This is a genomic window from Flavobacterium hydrocarbonoxydans (assembly GCF_009789235.1).
Taxonomy (GTDB): Bacteria; Bacteroidota; Bacteroidia; order Flavobacteriales; family Flavobacteriaceae; genus Flavobacterium; species Flavobacterium hydrocarbonoxydans.
Genome location: NZ_WSTB01000009.1, coordinates 105,930 through 123,185, shown reverse-complemented (window position 1 = coordinate 123,185; position 17,256 = coordinate 105,930). Strand labels below are relative to the sequence as shown.

At 36.7% G+C, this 17,256-nt stretch carries 13 protein-coding genes; 4 read left to right on the top strand and 9 right to left on the bottom strand.

The features are described 5' to 3' along the window. Nucleotides 1-26: 26 nt before the first annotated feature. From GON26_RS15860 to GON26_RS15845, 4 genes are all read right to left on the bottom strand, one after another. Nucleotides 27-734, bottom strand: coding sequence for a tRNA1(Val) (adenine(37)-N6)-methyltransferase (locus tag GON26_RS15860; protein ID WP_160375752.1), 708 nt, complete (start codon nucleotides 732-734; stop codon nucleotides 27-29). A gap of 141 nt (nucleotides 735-875) precedes the next feature. After that, nucleotides 876-1,226, bottom strand: a complete 351-nt coding sequence (locus tag GON26_RS15855) for a four helix bundle protein (RefSeq protein ID WP_160375751.1) — start codon at nucleotides 1,224-1,226, stop codon at nucleotides 876-878. A 193-nt stretch (nucleotides 1,227-1,419) separates the two neighbouring features. Continuing rightward, nucleotides 1,420-1,944 carry a ribosome maturation factor RimM gene (rimM, locus tag GON26_RS15850; protein ID WP_160375750.1) on the bottom strand — a complete coding sequence of 175 codons (525 nt, stop codon included), beginning with the start codon at nucleotides 1,942-1,944 and terminating at the stop codon, nucleotides 1,420-1,422. A 15-nt stretch (nucleotides 1,945-1,959) separates the two neighbouring features. Next, nucleotides 1,960-2,532 carry a 30S ribosomal protein S16 gene (locus GON26_RS15845; RefSeq protein ID WP_160375749.1) on the bottom strand — a complete coding sequence of 191 codons (573 nt, stop codon included), beginning with the start codon at nucleotides 2,530-2,532 and terminating at the stop codon, nucleotides 1,960-1,962. A gap of 198 nt (nucleotides 2,533-2,730) precedes the next feature. Between GON26_RS15845 and GON26_RS15840 the strand changes: the two genes are divergently transcribed. Beyond that, nucleotides 2,731-3,219: a DUF6252 family protein gene (locus GON26_RS15840; protein WP_160375748.1), complete on the top strand. Its 489-nt coding sequence runs from the start codon at nucleotides 2,731-2,733 to the stop codon at nucleotides 3,217-3,219. Nucleotides 3,220-3,352: 133 nt separating this feature from the next. Continuing rightward, the gene (locus GON26_RS15835; RefSeq protein WP_160375747.1) at nucleotides 3,353-3,706 is read left to right on the top strand and encodes an RNA recognition motif domain-containing protein; all 354 of its coding nucleotides are present in this window, start codon (nucleotides 3,353-3,355) and stop codon (nucleotides 3,704-3,706) included. 299 nt (nucleotides 3,707-4,005) lie between these two features. Here the strand turns inward: GON26_RS15835 and leuB are convergent, their stop codons facing one another. The 4 genes from leuB to leuC all read right to left on the bottom strand — a co-directional run bounded on the left by leuB (nucleotide 4,006) and on the right by leuC (nucleotide 8,939). Then, entirely contained in the window at nucleotides 4,006-5,067 is a 1,062-nt protein-coding gene (gene leuB / locus GON26_RS15830) for a 3-isopropylmalate dehydrogenase (RefSeq protein ID WP_160375746.1), read from the bottom strand. A 116-nt stretch (nucleotides 5,068-5,183) separates the two neighbouring features. After that, the gene (locus GON26_RS15825) at nucleotides 5,184-6,707 is read right to left on the bottom strand and encodes an alpha-isopropylmalate synthase regulatory domain-containing protein (RefSeq protein ID WP_160375745.1); all 1,524 of its coding nucleotides are present in this window, start codon (nucleotides 6,705-6,707) and stop codon (nucleotides 5,184-5,186) included. Between the two features lie 127 nt (nucleotides 6,708-6,834). Further along, nucleotides 6,835-7,431, bottom strand: a complete 597-nt coding sequence (gene leuD, locus GON26_RS15820) for a 3-isopropylmalate dehydratase small subunit (protein WP_160375744.1) — start codon at nucleotides 7,429-7,431, stop codon at nucleotides 6,835-6,837. A gap of 113 nt (nucleotides 7,432-7,544) precedes the next feature. Continuing rightward, the gene (leuC, locus tag GON26_RS15815; RefSeq protein ID WP_160375743.1) at nucleotides 7,545-8,939 is read right to left on the bottom strand and encodes a 3-isopropylmalate dehydratase large subunit; all 1,395 of its coding nucleotides are present in this window, start codon (nucleotides 8,937-8,939) and stop codon (nucleotides 7,545-7,547) included. A gap of 668 nt (nucleotides 8,940-9,607) precedes the next feature. Between leuC and dnaE the strand changes: the two genes are divergently transcribed. Beyond that, a complete protein-coding gene (gene dnaE / locus GON26_RS15810; protein WP_160375742.1) occupies nucleotides 9,608-14,143 on the top strand; it encodes a DNA polymerase III subunit alpha in 4,536 nt (1,511 codons plus the stop codon). Nucleotides 14,144-14,320: 177 nt separating this feature from the next. Then, nucleotides 14,321-15,277 (top strand): outer membrane beta-barrel protein, encoded by a 957-nt coding sequence (locus GON26_RS15805; RefSeq protein ID WP_160375741.1) that lies wholly within the window; start codon nucleotides 14,321-14,323, stop codon nucleotides 15,275-15,277. Between the two features lie 201 nt (nucleotides 15,278-15,478). Here the strand turns inward: GON26_RS15805 and GON26_RS15800 are convergent, their stop codons facing one another. Beyond that, nucleotides 15,479-16,471 (bottom strand): Gfo/Idh/MocA family protein, encoded by a 993-nt coding sequence (locus tag GON26_RS15800; protein WP_160375740.1) that lies wholly within the window; start codon nucleotides 16,469-16,471, stop codon nucleotides 15,479-15,481. Nucleotides 16,472-17,256: the final 785 nt, after the last annotated feature.

Sequence of the window (17,256 nt, the reverse complement as noted above, 5' to 3'; positions counted from 1 at the left end):
GTTCTCGACTTTGGCAAAGATTTTTTTTACATCTTTAAGTAAAAATCTTTAGTCAATGCAATATATTCAGGCGTATAAATATGTCTGTCTATTTCGATAACCAATTCATCGATTTGAATTTCAGGACTTTCATTTCGGCTAAAAGCCAATAAACTACGTTTAATAGGAGAATTTATGTTTCCTTTTACGCGAGTAATTTTCAAAGGGTATAATTCAGATTCTTTGGCTAAGGCAATGAATTTTTCTTCTTCTTTGAATGGAATAATCAAAGCGAAAATTCCGTTTTCCGAAAGTAATAAATCAGCAGCTTCTACCAATTCCTCAAAAGGCATAGCATCCTGAAAACGGGCTAAATCGCGTTGTTCATTTTCGGTTTTATAATCCTCTGAAAAAAATGGCGGATTTGAAACAATCAAATCGTATTCATCTTCCGGTTCTTCGATAAATTCATCCAAACCAGCGTGAAAACAAAATAAGCGATCGCCCCAAGGGGAACTTTCAAAATTATCAACGGCCTGTTCGTAAGCATCTTCGTCTATTTCAAGAGCATCAATCTGTTCGGCATGAGTTCGCTGAGCCAGCATCAAAGCTATAATTCCTGTTCCTGCGCCAATATCTAAAATACTAAAAGGATTATGATCAATTGGAGTCCAGGCACCTAATAAAACACCATCTGTTCCTACTTTCATGGCGGTTTTGTCTTGCTGAACTGTAAATTGTTTGAATGAAAACATAAAATAGAAATTCCAATTTTTAAATTCCAAATTCCAAACCTGAAAAGGAAAATTTCAATAAAGAAATTCCAAATTTCAATTGAAAAGAGTAAGTTATTATGATTGATTTGGGTGTAAAAATAAGATTAAAATCGCAATTAATTATTTTGATGTTTTGGTAATTATTGCTGATAGAATTTTTCTTAATTCTTCTACTTCAAATAGTAAAGAATCTGAAAGTGTTTTTTGGTCAGGATTTAATTCATGTAATAAACGTAACCAAAACTTAGATTCTTTAGCCTCTTTTCGAGCGATTTTAAGTCTAAATATTAAATCCTTATCTCCCAGTTTTTCATTTGCTTCAATATAATTTGCGCCTACCGAGCCAGAAGATCTTATTAGTTGCTTTCCATCTTCAATATTGGATGCTGTTTTGGATAAAGTTCTGATGTAAATTCGGCATTCTTTAGCAAATAAGAAAGTTCTTTCCTCTAAATCGTATGGTTTGTTCATTGTGAAATCTCAATTTTTTAAATTCCAAATTCCAATAAAGATATACAATTAGTTGTAAAAAAATAAGTTTTTTCTTTCTTATTTAATGAAATATAAAATAGTTCCACGTAAATATTGGAATTTGAAATTAAAAGAGTTTGGAATTTCCCTTTTCAGGTTTGGAATTTGGAATTTAAAATTTGGAATTTTAAGCTTAAAGGTACATCTCCACTAAGCCTTCAGGAAGATTCATGATTACTTTTTTATTCTCACGATCAATTTTTACAAGAAAATGATCAATCATTGGGATAAGCATTTCGACTTCGCCATTCAAAACTTCAAAAAGCGGTTGGGCAGTAGAGTCGTTTACGGCTACAATTTTTCCGAAAACGCCTAAACGTTGGTCTTCGATTTCGAAACCAATCACTTCGTGGAAATAAAATTTGTTACCTGTAAGTTTTGGCAACATGTTTAATGGGAGATAGATAGCGTTTCCTAATAAGGCATCCGCTTCTTCCTCTGATTTTACGTCTTCAAAAAGAATTCGAAGAAAATCGTTTTTGTGTAATGAACTTTTTTCAATAAAAAAAGGAACCAGGTGTTTGTTGCATTCAACAAACACTGATTCCAGATTTTCGTATAACTCAGGTTCGTCTGTGTCTAAATAAGCCAGAACTTCACCTTTGAAACTAAATTTTTTAGCGATTTTACCTAAATAAAAACATTCTTCTTTACGCATTATCGCTGACTAAAATTATGCTTCAGTTGTTTCGTTATTTTCTTCAGCAGCAGGAGCTTCTTCAGTAGCAGCTTCTGCTTCTACTTCAGCAACTTCTTCTTCAACTGCAGGAGTTGCAGCTGCGATAGCATCAGCTTCAGCCTGAGCTGCAGCAGCTAAACGCTTAGCGTTAACTTCTTGTTCTGCTTTGAAAGCTTTAGCTTTAGCATCAGCTTGCGCTTTCGATAAACCATCTTTCTTAGCGTCAACTTTTCCAGATTTTGCCTCTAACCAAGCAGCTAATTTAGCGTCAGCTTGCTCTTGAGTTAAAGCTCCTTTACGAATACCTCCATCAAGGTGGTGTTTCAATAAAGCTCCTTTGTATGAAAGGATTGCTCTTGCAGTATCTGTTGGCTGAGCACCATTGTGCAACCATTTTACAGCGCTATCAAGGTTTAATTCGATAGTTGCAGGGTTTGTGTTTGGATTGTAAGTACCGATTTTCTCTAAGTATTTACCATCTCTTTTTGAGCGTGCATCTGCAGCTACAACCCAGTAAAAAGGTTTTTGTTTTTTACCGTGTCTTTGTAATCTAATTTTTACTGACATAATCGTATGATTAAATTTTGAGGTACTCGACCTCTGTTAATTAAGGGCGCAAAGATATAATTTTTTTCTCAATTATGCGTTCGAAAAGCATGATTTATAAATAAATGACTTTTTTTTACTGATTTTTGATGTTTTTTATTCTTTTGGTTTAATTATTTCTCTTAATTAAGGTATTTTTACCGCAAAATTTATGTGTTTATGAAAAAATGCCTTTATCTGCTAGCTCTTATTTTTTTGGTTTCATCCTGCACAGAGGATGTTAAGTTTAATAATCCTGCTTTTCAAACTTTAAAAAATAATGACTTTTGGAGAGCCAGAAACTATGAAGCTCATATTGAATCTAACGGGAATCTGATTATCGAAGGAAGTTTGGGTTATGAAAAAGTAACCTTGCAAACACAATCCCCGCAAGCAAAAACCTATGTTTTAGGAGTTGATGAGGCTTCAAAAGCAATGTTTTCGGATACTTTTCCTGAGCGATTAAGTGAGTTTTCTACCGGTGTTGACTCTGGTTCGGGGCAAATTGTAATTACGGAGTATGATGTGGTAAATAAAACCATTTCAGGAACCTTCAAATTCAATGCGGTAAATGCTGATGAAGAAGATATTGAAAACCCAACGATTAGTTTTACAGAAGGTGTTTTTTATAAAGTTCCTGTTTCCGAAGGAAGCGTACTTATAGAGTAAATTTTCATTACAAATCAATTGATTTTATTGGAATATCCTTTTTTAAATCAAAATAAAAACATAAATAAGCTAATATATAGTAGATTAGAGAAAAATAAGACTACATTTGCTACATTATTATAAATAAGTACATATGAACATTTTTGTTGGAAGCCTTCCATTCAGTATTGAGGAAGCAGATTTAAGAGAGTCTTTCGAGGCTTACGGAGCAGTTGATTCAGTTAAGATCATTACTGATAAATTTACTGGAAGAAGTAAAGGATTTGGTTTTGTTGAAATGACAAACGATGATGAAGCTCAAAAAGCGATTGACGAATTGAACGGAGCAACTGTTCAAGGACGTGCAATTGTGGTTAACAAATCTGAGCCGAAACCTGAAGGTGAAAGAAGAAGCTTCAACAATAACAGCCGTGGTGGAGATTCACGCGGAGGTTATGGTGGAGGAAACCGTGGTGGAAATGACCGTGGTGGTAGAGGAGGATATTAATATTTTTTTCTAAATATATAAAAGGGATCAACTTACGTTGATCCCTTTTTTTGTTTAAAATTGTTTCAGGTTTCAAGTTGGAAAACCTGAAACTTTTGTTTACATCTTTTTTTTTTAAGCGGTATTTTTCCGTAGAGATGCACAGCAGTGCATCTAACACAAAGCGAAGACGCACTCTTAAGCGCACCTCTACATGAAACAAAAATTAACTATAAGTTTCAGGTTTCATGTTCCAACAACTTAAAACTTGAAACCTGAAACAAAGTAAAGACGCACTGCAGTGCCTCTCTACATGTACATTATATATTCGCAACCAGCCAATCACCAACTTCGCTGGTTTTGTAGGCTTTTGTTCCTTTTGGTGCTAAATCTTCAGTCACAATTCCTTGTTCTAATGATTTATTTACAACGGCTCTAATAGCTTCGGCTTCGTCTTTTAATCCAAAAGCATCTTCAAACATCATCGCAGCAGATAAAACTGTTGCTAATGGATTTGCAATATTCAATCCAGTTGCCTGAGGGTAAGAACCGTGAATTGGCTCGTATAAAGAAGTATGTTCTCCAACAGAAGCAGAAGGCATTAATCCCATAGATCCTGAAATTACCGAAGCTTCATCGGTTAAAATATCTCCAAATAAATTCTCTGTAATCAATACATCGTAAGAGTTTGGCCATTGTACCAAACGCATGGCAACAGCATCAACAAATTCATAAGAAACGGTAACTTCTGGATAATCTTTTTCCATTGCCTGAACGGTTTCTCTCCATAAACGTGAAGTCTCCAAAACGTTGGCTTTATCAACGCAACATAGTTTTTTAGAACGTGTCATGGCTAATTCAAAACCTTTTTTTGCTAAACGCTGTACTTCGGCTCTGGTGTAAACACAATTGTCAAAAGCAGTTTCTCCACCGTCTTTTCTTCCTTTTTCTCCAAAGTAAATTCCGCCAGTTAATTCTCTTAAGAAAACTAAGTCAGTTCCTTCGATTCTTTCTCTTTTTAATGGAGAATTATCAATCAAAGAAGGAAAAGTAAAAGTAGGACGCACGTTTGCAAACAATCCTAATTTTTTACGCATCAATAATAAACCTTGCTCTGGACGAACTGGAGCGCTTGGATCATTATCGTATTTTGGATGTCCGATGGCTCCAAATAAAACAGCATCTGCTTTCATACAGATTTCGTGTGTTTCATCTGGGTAAGGAACACCAACTGCATCAATAGCACAAGCTCCTGTAAGAGCAGGTGTCCAGGTTATTTCGTGATTGAATTTTTTTGCAATTGCATCAGATACTTTTACAGCTTCATTAATTACTTCTGGTCCGATTCCGTCACCGGCTAAAAGGGCTATGTTAAATTTCATTTTTTAAGTATTTATTATTTTAAGGTTCAAAGTGGCAAAGGCTCAAAGGTTCAAAGTTTAAAAGTGTAAAGAGAAAAAACCTTTGTTCCTCTGTAACTTTGAACCTTTGTTCCTTTTTATTGAGTAATCACATTCAACATCTTCTGCGTTGCGATAATCGCTGCAACCGTCTGATCTGAATCTAATCCTCTTGTTTTAAATTCTTTTCCGTTGTTTACCCAGGTAATGATTGTTTCGCACAAAGCATCAGAACTACTTCCTGGTGGAATTCGTACGGCGTAATCAATCAGTTTCGGAAGGGTTAATTTTTTTTCTTTATAAATTTTAGACAAAGCATTCATAAAGGCATCAAACTGCCCGTCACCTTGTGCGTGTTCTTCGATGATTTCACCATCTATTTTTAAGCATAAAGTGGTCGAAGGACGCATTCCTTTTGAATGTACTAATATATAAGATTCAATCGTGATTTTCTCTTCGTAAGTATGACTGTCCAAAACATCCGAAATAATGTAGGGCAAATCTTCTTTGGTAACGGTTTCTTTTTTGTCGCCCAATTCGATGATTCTTTGGGTTACCAATTTCAAATCTTCCTGATTTAATTTCAAACCTAATTCCTGAAGATTTTTTTCGATATTGGCTTTGCCTGAAGTTTTTCCTAAAGCATATTTTCGTTTTCTTCCGAAGCGTTCCGGAAGTAAATCATTAAAATATAAATTATTTTTATTGTCTCCGTCAGCATGAATACCGGCAGTTTGAGTAAAAACATTGTCACCAACAATTGGTTTGTTGGCAGGAATTCTGTAACCCGTAAAGGTTTCAACCAATTTGCTTACTGTATAAAGAGAAGTCTCTTTTATATTGATGCTAACTTCTGGCAAATAATCGTTTATCACGGCAACAGTACTTTCAAGAGGCGCATTTCCTGCGCGTTCTCCCATTCCGTTTACCGTAACATGAAGTCCGTTGATGCCGGCTTTTATGGCTTCCATAACATTGGCGACACTTAAATCGTAATCGTTATGTGCATGAAAATCAAAATGAATTTGAGGATATTTGGCTCTAATTTCAGAAATAAATTCAAAAGTTTTAGTCGGAATTAAAACGCCCAAAGTATCAGGAAGCAAAATCCTTTTGACAGGTTGAGTCGCTAAAAAATCAAGAAATTGAAAAACATACTCTGGAGAATTTCGCATTCCGTTGCTCCAGTCTTCTAGGTAAACATTGGTTTCAATATCATTTTCTTTAGCTAATGCAATAATTTGTGCAATCTCAGAAAAGTGTTGTTCAGGCGTTTTTTTTAACTGATGCGTTAAGTGATTCATGGAACCTTTGGTCAATAAATTTTGCACTTTTGCACCCGCTTTTTTCATCCATTCTATCGAAACGCCACCATCAACAAAGGATAAAACTTCAATTCGATTAATATATCCTCTTTCTTCGGCCCAAGAAGTAATGCCTTTTACAGCCTGAAATTCTCCTTCGCTCACGCGTGCTGAAGCAATTTCGATTCTATCAATATTTAATTCTTCCAACAACAATTGTGCAATGGTGAGTTTTTCTGCAGCAGAAAATGAAACTCCCGAGGTTTGTTCACCATCACGGAGCGTCGTATCCATTATTTCAATTTTTCTTTTTTTCATTCTAAATATGATATGACTTTTAACGATTAGAGATTATTCTAATCGGATTTTTCTAAATTGTAAAAAGCAGTTACAAAGTCCAACTTTAAGGTTGAAACTTGCGTAACTGCGTTTAAGTTGGTTGTGTTTAGTAAGGCAATTTGTCGGCAAAAGCCACAATATCTTCCTTAATATTTTGCAAATAATCAATGTCATCAAAGCCATTGATCATGTTGTTCTTTTTGTATCCGTTGATTGCAAAAGACTCTTGTTGACCAGTTGCCAATAAAGTAATCGTTTGGTTTGGCAAATTGATTTCTAATTGCGTATTTGGGTCTGCTTCGATTGCTTTAAAAATAGTATCAGCAAATTCAGGACTCACCTGAACTGGCAAAACACCAATATTCAGACAGTTTCCTTTGAAGATATCAGCAAAGAAACTAGAAACTACAGCTCTAAAACCATAATCATAAACTGCCCACGCAGCGTGTTCTCTTGAAGATCCTGAACCGAAGTTTTTTCCTCCAACCAAGATTTTTCCGCTGTAAGTTGAATCGTTTAAAACGAAATCTGCTTTTGGAGAATCGTCTCCGTTGTATCTCCAGTCTCTAAAAAGGTTATCTCCAAAGCCTTCACGTTTTGTAGCTTTCAGGAAACGAGCCGGGATGATTTGATCTGTATCTACGTTCTCAATTGGTAGTGGCACAGCACTACTCGTCAATATATTAAATTTATCGTATGCCATTTTAATTTTAGATTTTTGGGTTTTAGATTTTAGATTTTCTGAAAAAGAGAATCTATTTTAAACCTAAAAGCAATTTTATTGAATTTTGAAATTGTTATTGCAATTGTCATTTACTAGAACAGCTCGCGCGGATCTGTTAGTTTTCCTGTTACAGCAGCTGCAGCAGCCATAATTGGAGACGCAAGCAAAGTTCTTGAACCAGGTCCCTGACGACCTTCAAAGTTTCTGTTTGAAGTACTTACTGCATATTTCCCAGCTGGAACTTTATCATCGTTCATCGCTAAACATGCTGAACACCCAGGCTGACGTAATACAAAACCAGCTTCTGTCAGGATATCCAAAATACCTTCTTCTTTAATCTGAGCTTCCACAACGTGAGAACCCGGAACTAGCCAAGCGGTAACATTATCTGCTTTTTTTCTTCCTTTTACAATTTCGGCGAAAGCCCTAAAATCTTCAATACGACCGTTGGTACAACTTCCTAAAAAGACATAATCAATTGGTTTTCCAATCATCACATCATCTTCGTTGAAACCCATGTAGGCAAGCGATTTTTTGTAAGTTTCCTCACCACCTTCAACCTGGTCGGCGCTCGGAATATGTTTTGAGATACCAATTCCCATTCCAGGGTTAGTACCATACGTAATCATTGGTTCAATGTCTGACGCTTTGATGTTTAATTCAGCATCAAAAACAGCATCAGCATCAGTTTTTAAAGTTTTCCAGTATGCAACTGCTTTATCCCAGGCTTCACCTTTAGGGGCAAACAATCTTCCTTCAAGGAAATCAAAAGTAGTTTGGTCAGGAGCAATCATTCCTCCACGAGCACCCATTTCGATAGAAAGGTTACAAACCGTCATACGGCCTTCCATAGTCATGTTTTCGAAAACGTCTCCAGCATATTCTACAAAATAACCTGTTCCTCCAGAAGTAGTTAACTGAGCGATAATGTAAAGTGCAACGTCTTTTGGTCCAACACCTTTGCTTAATTGACCGTTTACGTTGATACGCATTTTCTTTGGTTTTGGCTGCATGATGCATTGCGTAGAAAGCACCATTTCTACCTCAGAAGTTCCGATACCAAAAGCAATCGCTCCAAAAGCACCGTGAGTAGAAGTGTGGGAATCTCCACAAACAATGGTTGCACCTGGCAAAGTGATTCCGTTTTCAGGACCTACTACGTGTACAATTCCGTTTTTTTGGTGACCTAATCCCCAGTGCGAAATACCGTATTCGGCAGCATTATCTTCAAGGGCTTTTAGCTGATTGGCAGATAAAGCATCTTCAACTGGTAAATGTTGGTTTATGGTTGGTGTATTGTGATCGGCAGTTGCAAAAGTACGTTCCGGGTATAAAACCTTAACGCCTCTGGCTTTTAATCCTAAAAAAGCAACGGGACTTGTAACTTCGTGAATGAAATGGCGGTCAATAAAAAACACATCTGGTCCATCTTCAATTTTACGTACTACATGCGAATCCCATACTTTGTCAAATAATGTCTTACTCATTTTATTTTTTTTTAATTGTAATTTCTATAACCACGGCAATTTTCTGATAATAGCAAAACAAATGTAAAAAAAGATACAAAGGGGTCAATTTCAATATTTCATTATATACGATACCCAAAACAAATTACAAATTGTGATTGGCTTTTTTTGTAATCAGATTTGGTTGTAAAATGAATATAAATTGGTTTTGTTTTTCTTTTTTAGGCTAATTTTAGTTGAATTGCTTTTAATTTTGATAGTTTGCAAATTTATCTTAAAATCACTATAAAACACTGTGTTTTGTTTTAAAAAATGTAACAAAATGAGTAGAAATAGTAATAATTGTTATTTTTTGATTCTCTTTTAGAATTTAAGAAGTTGGAAATTAATATGATTTTAAAGCCTAAAAATTCAATTTAGAATGGATATTGGTAAGTTCCGTTTTAATTCAAATACTACGACATCCAAGAAGTGTATTTTTATGAAATTTTATGAATTTTAAGACGAAAGCTGATTAGTTGATAAGAATCATTTTTTCATCTTGAATCCATTTTCTTTCCCTAAAAAAAACGTAAATTTGAACTTCCGTCAAATTCGACTTGTTGCTTTTTTATAATCCCTATAATCAGGGATTTACAATATTAAGCATTGGAATTTGGAATTTTTAAAATTGTCTTTTTACAAAATCTATGTATTTAATATTCGATACCGAAACCACCGGACTGCCAAAACGCTGGGATGCTCCAATCACCGATTCTGATAACTGGCCTCGTTGTATTCAGATTGCGTGGCAGCTGCATGACGAAATGGGGCAACTCATAGAGCATCAGGATTATCTGGTAAAACCAGACGGATTTAATATTCCGTATGATGCGGAGCGTATTCACGGAATTTCAACCGAATTGGCGGAAGCCGATGGAATCTCATTGGCCGAAGTTTTAGAGAAATTCAACATCGCTTTAAGCAAAACCAAATTTATTGTGGGTCAGAATTTAGGTTTCGACGTCAATATTATGGGTGCCGAATTTCATCGAATGGGAGTAGATTCGCCAATGAGTACAATGCCAGTTTTGGACACTTGTACCGAAGTTACCGCTTCATTATTGAAATTGCCCGGAGGTCGTGGAGGGAAATTCAAATTACCTACTTTGACTGAATTACATAGTTATCTTTTTAATAAACCTTTCGCGGAAGCCCACAACGCAACTGCCGATGTTGAGGCAACTACGCGTTGTTTTCTGGAATTAATTAGAAGAGAAGTTTTTACCAAAGAAGAACTTGATGTTCCTAAGGAGTATTTCAGGGAATTTCAAGAGAGAAATCCACAGGAATTTCCTTTAATTGGTTTAAAACATATCAATTTAAAAGCGGCTTCTGATAAAATCAGGGAGCAGCTAAAATCGTTGGTTTCAGACGAACCAATTGTTACCGTTACTGAATCTGATAAAGCCGATTTTAAAGCGGCCAGATATGCACATTTACACAATCATACGCAGTTTTCGGTACTTCAATCAACTATTGGGATTGGGAATATTGTTTCGGCTACAGCCAAAAATAAAATGCCTGCCGTTGCGATGACCGATACGGGGAATATGATGGGGGCTTTCCACTTTGTGAGCGCTGTCATGAACCACAATAAAGCGGCTTCTGCAAAAAATAAAGCTTTGGTTGAAGCGGGCGAAGAACCTACTGAAACTGAAATGAAACCTATTGTGGGTTGCGAATTTAATGTTTGCGATAACCATTTGGATAAATCCAAAAAAGACAACGGAAATCAGGTTGTATTGTTGGCTAAAAATAAAAAAGGCTATCACAATCTGGCGAAAATGTCTTCGATTGCCTTTACGGATGGATTTTATTATGTTCCGAGAATTGATCGAAAAATTATCGAGCAATACAAAGAAGATATTATGGTTTTGTCCGGGAATTTATACGGAGAGATTCCGAGTAAAATTCTAAATATTGGTGAGGTTCAGGCCGAAGAAGCCTTAATCTGGTGGAAGGAACAATTTGGAGATGATTTTTATCTCGAAGTGATGCGCCACAATCAGGAAGATGAAAATCGTGTCAATAAAACCCTGATTGAGTTTTCTCAGAAACACAATGTCAAATTAATTGCAACAAATAATACTTATTATTTAAATAAAGAAGACGCCAATGCGCACGATATTTTATTGTGTGTAAAAGACGGTGAAAAACAAGCTACGCCAATTGGCCGTGGTCGTGGTTACCGTTACGGACTGCCTAATCAGGAATACTATTATAAGTCGGAAGAAGAGATGAAAAAACTCTTTGCTGATTTACCTGAAGCTATTATAAATATTCAGGAAATTGTGGATAAAGTGGAGGGATATTCACTTTACCGTGATGTATTGCTTCCAAAATTTGATATTCCCGAAGAATTTATAGTTGTCGAAGATGAAGCTGACGGCGGAGTTCGTGGAGAAAATAAATATTTGCGTCACCTGACTATGGTGGGAGCAAAGAAAAGATATGGCGAAATTACCGAATCGATTCAGGAACGTTTGGATTTTGAGTTACTGACGATTTCGAATTCCGGATATCCAGGTTATTTTTTGATTGTACAGGATTTCATTGCCGAAGCCCGAAATATGGATGTTTCGGTAGGACCTGGGCGTGGTTCTGCTGCAGGTTCGGCCGTTGCGTATTGCTTAGGAATTACCAATATTGACCCGATTAAGTACGATTTGCTTTTTGAGCGTTTCCTAAATCCGGATCGTGTATCGATGCCCGATATTGATATCGATTTTGATGATGAGGGCCGTGGTCGTGTTATGGATTACGTAATCAATAAATATGGAAAAAATCAGGTGGCACAGATTATCACCTATGGTAAGATGGCAACCAAATCGGCTATTCGTGACACGGCTCGTGTACTGGATTTACCGTTGTTTGAAGCCGATAGAATTGCCAAACTGATTCCGGGAATGATGCCGTCAAAATGGAATTTGGCGCGTTTTATTTCGGAGAGTGAAGAAGATGTAAAAAAGGCTTTGCGTTCGGATGAATTTGATAATGTAAAAGAATTAATTGCGATTGCGAACGAAGGCGATTTGGCTGGAGAAACCATTCAGCAGGCAAAAATTCTGGAAGGCTCGATGCGAAATACCGGAATTCACGCCTGTGGAGTAATCATCACGCCATCGGATATTACGAATTTCGTTCCGGTTACCACTGCAAAAGATTCGGATTTATATGTAACACAGTTTGATAACTCGGTTGCTGAAAGTGCGGGATTGCTGAAAATGGACTTCCTGGGTCTGAAGACCCTTACCTTAATAAAAGACACCGTAAAACTGGTAAAATACAGAACCGGAAAAGAACTGGATCCAGACACTTTTCCGATTGATGATGAAGAAACGTACGCGCTTTTCCAAAGAGGAGAAACGGTTGGAATCTTCCAGTACGAGTCGCCTGGAATGCAGAAATACATGAAGGATCTGAAGCCCACGGTTTTTGGAGATTTAATTGCGATGAACGCCTTGTATCGCCCGGGACCTTTAGAGTATATCCCTTCTTTCGTTCGAAGAAAAAATGGCGAAGAAGAAATTAAATACGATTTGGATGCCTGCGAAGAATATTTGGGAGAAACCTACGGAATTACCGTTTATCAGGAGCAGGTAATGCTTTTGTCGCAATCGCTGGCTGATTTTACCAAAGGTGAGGCCGACGTTTTGCGTAAAGCGATGGGTAAAAAACAAAAGGATGTACTGGATAAAATGAAGCCTAAATTTGTGGAACAGGCTGCAGCAAAAGGTCATGATGCAAAGGTTTTGGAGAAAATCTGGAAAGACTGGGAAGCCTTTGCAAGTTACGCCTTCAACAAATCGCACTCGACTTGTTATGCCTGGATTGCGTACCAAACAGCCTATTTAAAGGCGCATTATCCTGCCGAATATATGGCAGCGGTACTTTCGAATAACATGAATGATATCAAACAGGTTTCCTTTTTTATGGAAGAATGTAAACGCATGGGATTGCAGGTTTTAGGTCCTTGCGTGAATGAGTCGTATTATAAATTTACCGTAAACGATGATTATGCTGTTCGTTTTGGGATGGGAGCGATTAAGGGTGTAGGTTCAGGAGCGGTAAATACCATTGTAGAGAGCAGAAAAGACGGAAAATACAAATCGATTTTTGATTTGGCTAAACGAATAGATTTGCGTGCAGCCAATAAAAAAGCGATAGAAAACTTAGCGCTTGCAGGAGGTTTCGATTCTTTTGAAGGAACCACCAGAGCACAATATTTTCATGATGAAGGTGACGGAATTACCTTTTATGAAAAAGCCATGCGTTACGGTTCGAAATATCAGGAAAACGAAAATTCATCGCAGGTGAGTTTGTTTGGAGAAGCCAGTGAAGTGCAGATTGCAGAACCGGTTGTGCCTCCTTGCGAAGACTGGAGCACGATGGAAAAACTGGCCAAAGAAAAAGAGGTAGTCGGGATTTATATTTCCGGGCATCCGCTGGATGATTTTAGATTTGAAATGAAATACTTCTGCAATGCCCGATTGGAAGCCTTGAAGAGTATGGAACAATATGTAGGCAAAAATCTAACGTTTGCCGGAATTATTAATAATGTGCAGCATCGTGTTTCTAAAAACGGAAAAGGCTGGGCGATGTTTAATCTGGAAGGATATGATGAGAGTTATGAGTTCAGGATTTTTAATGAAGAATATTTAAAATTCCGCCATTTCCTGATTCAGAATAATTTTGCTTATATCAAAGTGTTAGTAAAAGACGGCTGGGTAAATCATGATACCGGTAAAAAATCTGATCCGAGAATACAATTTGTTGAGGTAAGACAATTGCAGGATGTGCTGGAAGCATTTGCTAAAAAACTGATTTTGTTATTGAATATTAAAGACTTACAAAAAGAATTTATTTATAAATTAAGTGATTTGTTTAATCATAATAAAGGTGATAATTCGGTTGCTTTTGAAATTATGGAACTAGAAAAAATCAAGCGATTAGTTGAGGTTGAAACTACAAATGATTTTGAAAATGATGATGCTGTTTTTACAGAAGAAAATGATGATGCAGATACTGGTCTGGAAGAAACCAAAACGCAGGAAGTAACTGAGGTAGAAGAGATAAAAGTAGTAACCAAACTTTCGATGCCAAGTCGTCGTCTGAAGGTTAAGATCTCGCATGAGTTACTGGCAGAACTGGAGAAAATGCAGATTAACTTTAAGCTCAACTAAATTTTAACAGTTAAAATTTAGAAGATAATTATTTTTTTTAGTTAAAAATATGCACGCATAGTAATTTTTTAATAGTATTGCGCCATAAGATAACGATTGCGCGTTAAGTCTAACAATGCAGGCAAAAAGATTGTGTTAAAATATTTTAAGTTTGCATAAATTAATTAAAACAAAATTATGAAAAAGAACCTATTTTTATTAGGACTTATGCTTTGCTCTATGGCCACGATAGCGCAAACTGAAACGACAGACAAACCAGAAAGCTGGTATTTTAAATTAGGAGGATCATACTTCAATCAAACTGCTTCAACTGAATTTCCAACTGTAGGAGGAAATGCAGCTTTATCAAAAACATATGTAGGCGGGAAATTAGTTTCTGAAAAAAGTGTCACTGGTTCTTTTGGACAAGGATATAGAACTGGAATTACTGCTGGTTACCGTTTTTCTGTTCGTTTAGGAGTTGAGTTAGGAGTTAATTATTACACAAGTAATGATAAGACTATGGCTCAGACTGTGTCAGATTTACCTATTACGCCAACTGGTGTTTATAGTTTCAAATCAGTAGGTCAGATTAGTGCTTTTGATGTTGCTCCGGCAATCGTAATGTTTTTAGGTGAATCTCATGGTTTTGAACCTTATACTAAAGTAGGTATTTTGGTTCCTATTCATGGAGATTTAGAAATTACTTCAGATGCTTATGCACCGATTGCTTTTAATCCAACTACAGGTGCTCCAGTTGCTTTTGGAGATGTTCACAGTGTTGATAAAGTAAAACCAAACCCTACTTTAGGATTCTCTGCTGTAATGGGTACTTCTTATAAATTAGGAAAACACATTTCTGCCTTTGCAGAATTAGAATACCGTAATTTTACTGTACACGGAAAAACTAAAGAAACAACAGAATTTACAGTGAATGGGAAAGATGCTTTGGCAACCAGAACTACAGCTCAAAGATATACAAATTACACAGACAGATTAGATGTTAATTCTAATAATCCTTTGTTTAATCCAAATACAGCGACACCAACAGATCCAAAAGATACTACACGTCCTAATGATAAAATGGATGAATTAAGTTCTTATGTTGGGATCTCAGGTTTAGGTTTGACTTTAGGTCTTAAATACAGTCTATAATTATTTAGAATTTATAGTTTTTAAAAAGAGGATATTCGGAAGAGTATCCTCTTTTTTTTTGGTTTTGTTCTTTTGAAAATGGGTGCCCTAGCCCTGATGGGAGGGAAGATCCTTTTGTGCCGGGGTTCGGCACAAAAGATCTGGAAGGACAGCAGGATTAGCTCCTGAAAATGCTATATCTTAAATAACTGCGCTAATAGTTTATTTTGAATTTCTGAATTCTTTTAAAACTTCATCGATCACCCAGGAAGTTCTGGCCGCAGAAGTTCCTTTTGAAGGAGCGATTCCTTCGTTGCCGAGCAGTTCAGCTACTACGGTTTCGATAAAGGGCTGTTGGATGTGCAAGGGGTTTTCGATGGTGATGCTTTCTTTTTCGCCGTTTGCAAGCTGGATATGGATAGGGTCGTTCCCAAAGGTGGAAAACGAAATTTTTCCTTTGTCGCCTACAATTTCAGTGTTGTCGTAACGCTCGTGACTGGCAAAATTCCATAAACCGGTTCCGTGTATTCCGTTTTCGAATAAAAAGGACATCGAGACAGCGTCTTCGGCAGGATACGCCTGAAGTTGCGAACTGGCATGACCGCGAACGGATTTTATTGGGCCAAGTGCATAATCCAGAAAGTCTAAAGTATGACAAGCCAGATCAACAAAGATTCCGCCGCCCGAAATATGAGGCAAAACGGTCCAGGGAAGATTGATTTCGTCATCGTAACGTGCTTCAAAAGAATGATATAAAACACAATTTACGTGTCTTACGGTACCAATTTTTCCCTGATCGATAAGTTCTTTTATTTTCAGGAAACGAGGCAAGCGTCTTCGGTAATACGCCACAAAAAGCGGAACATTATGTTCTTTGCAGGCGCTGATCATTTCGTTGCATTCTTCGAAATTCAGTGCCATTGGTTTTTCGACATAGACTGGTTTTCCGGCTTTGGCGCATAAAATTGTGTATTCTTTATGAGAGGATGGAGGCGTTGCGATATAGACGGCATCGACTTCGGGATCGTTTATTAGGTCATGGGCATTGGAGTACCATTTGGGTACATTATGGCGTTTGGCGTAATCTTCGGCAAGTGCTGCATCTCTGCGCATTACAGCAACCAGGGCTGAATTAGGTGTTTTTTGAAAAGCAGGGCCGCTTTTTACTTCGGTTACATTGCCGCAGCCTATGATTCCCCATCGGATAATATTCATGTTTTTGGTTTTTTGATTGTTTCAAATTTAAAAAAAGGTTTGCCACGAATTGCACAAATTTTCGCTAATTTTTGTTTTGAAAATATTTTAAAAAATGGCCACAAATTCACGAATTATTTTTCACGCAGATTTAAAAAAGATTTTAGCAGATGTGCGCAGATTTTTTTTAATTATTTAAATCTGCTCAATCTGCAGAATCTGCGGGAGACTAAAATTTTTAAAAATGGCCACGACCCGAGCGGTAGTGAATAGGCGAAGCAATTCACGAATTATTTTTCACGCAGATTTAAAAAAGATTTTAGCAGATGTGCGCAGATTTTTTTAATTATTTAAATCTGCTCAATCTGCAGAATCTGCGGGAGACTAAAATTTTAAAAAATAAGCCACGACCCGAACGGTAGTGAATAGGCGAAGAAATTCACGAATTATTTTTCACGCAGATTTAAAAAAGATTTTAGCAGATGTGCGCAGATTTTTTTTAATTTTAAATCTGCTCAATCTGCAGAATCTGCGGGAGACTAATTTTTTTAAAAAATAAGCCACGACCCGAGCGGTAGCGAATAGGCGAAGCAATTCATGAATTATTTTTCACGCAGATTTAAAATGATTTTAGAAGATGTGCGCAGATTTTTTTTAATTATTTAAATCTGTTTAATCTGCAGAATCTGCGGGAGACCATTTTCCAGCATATAAAAAAGTGAAGCCACGAATTAATTAGTGAAAATTTGTGTAATTCGTGGCGAAAAAAACAGCCACGAATTCACGAATTTTTTTTAATAGTTGAG

Excerpts from the sequence above, each read along its gene's own strand:
- leuC (WP_160375743.1), bottom strand. The coding sequence starts at position 8,939 with ATGAGTAAGACATTATTTGACAAAGTATGGGATTCGCATGTAGTACGT.
- GON26_RS15860 (WP_160375752.1), bottom strand. The coding sequence starts at position 734 with ATGTTTTCATTCAAACAATTTACAGTTCAGCAAGACAAAACCGCCATG.
- GON26_RS15800 (WP_160375740.1), bottom strand. The coding sequence starts at position 16,471 with ATGAATATTATCCGATGGGGAATCATAGGCTGCGGCAATGTAACCGAA.
- GON26_RS15805 (WP_160375741.1), top strand. The coding sequence starts at position 14,321 with ATGAAAAAGAACCTATTTTTATTAGGACTTATGCTTTGCTCTATGGCC.
- dnaE (WP_160375742.1), top strand. The coding sequence starts at position 9,608 with ATGTATTTAATATTCGATACCGAAACCACCGGACTGCCAAAACGCTGG.
- GON26_RS15845 (WP_160375749.1), bottom strand. The coding sequence starts at position 2,532 with ATGTCAGTAAAAATTAGATTACAAAGACACGGTAAAAAACAAAAACCT.
- GON26_RS15835 (WP_160375747.1), top strand. The coding sequence starts at position 3,353 with ATGAACATTTTTGTTGGAAGCCTTCCATTCAGTATTGAGGAAGCAGAT.
- rimM (WP_160375750.1), bottom strand. The coding sequence starts at position 1,944 with ATGCGTAAAGAAGAATGTTTTTATTTAGGTAAAATCGCTAAAAAATTT.
- GON26_RS15855 (WP_160375751.1), bottom strand. The coding sequence starts at position 1,226 with ATGAACAAACCATACGATTTAGAGGAAAGAACTTTCTTATTTGCTAAA.
- leuB (WP_160375746.1), bottom strand. The coding sequence starts at position 5,067 with ATGAAATTTAACATAGCCCTTTTAGCCGGTGACGGAATCGGACCAGAA.
- leuD (WP_160375744.1), bottom strand. The coding sequence starts at position 7,431 with ATGGCATACGATAAATTTAATATATTGACGAGTAGTGCTGTGCCACTA.
- GON26_RS15825 (WP_160375745.1), bottom strand. The coding sequence starts at position 6,707 with ATGAAAAAAAGAAAAATTGAAATAATGGATACGACGCTCCGTGATGGT.
- GON26_RS15840 (WP_160375748.1), top strand. The coding sequence starts at position 2,731 with ATGAAAAAATGCCTTTATCTGCTAGCTCTTATTTTTTTGGTTTCATCC.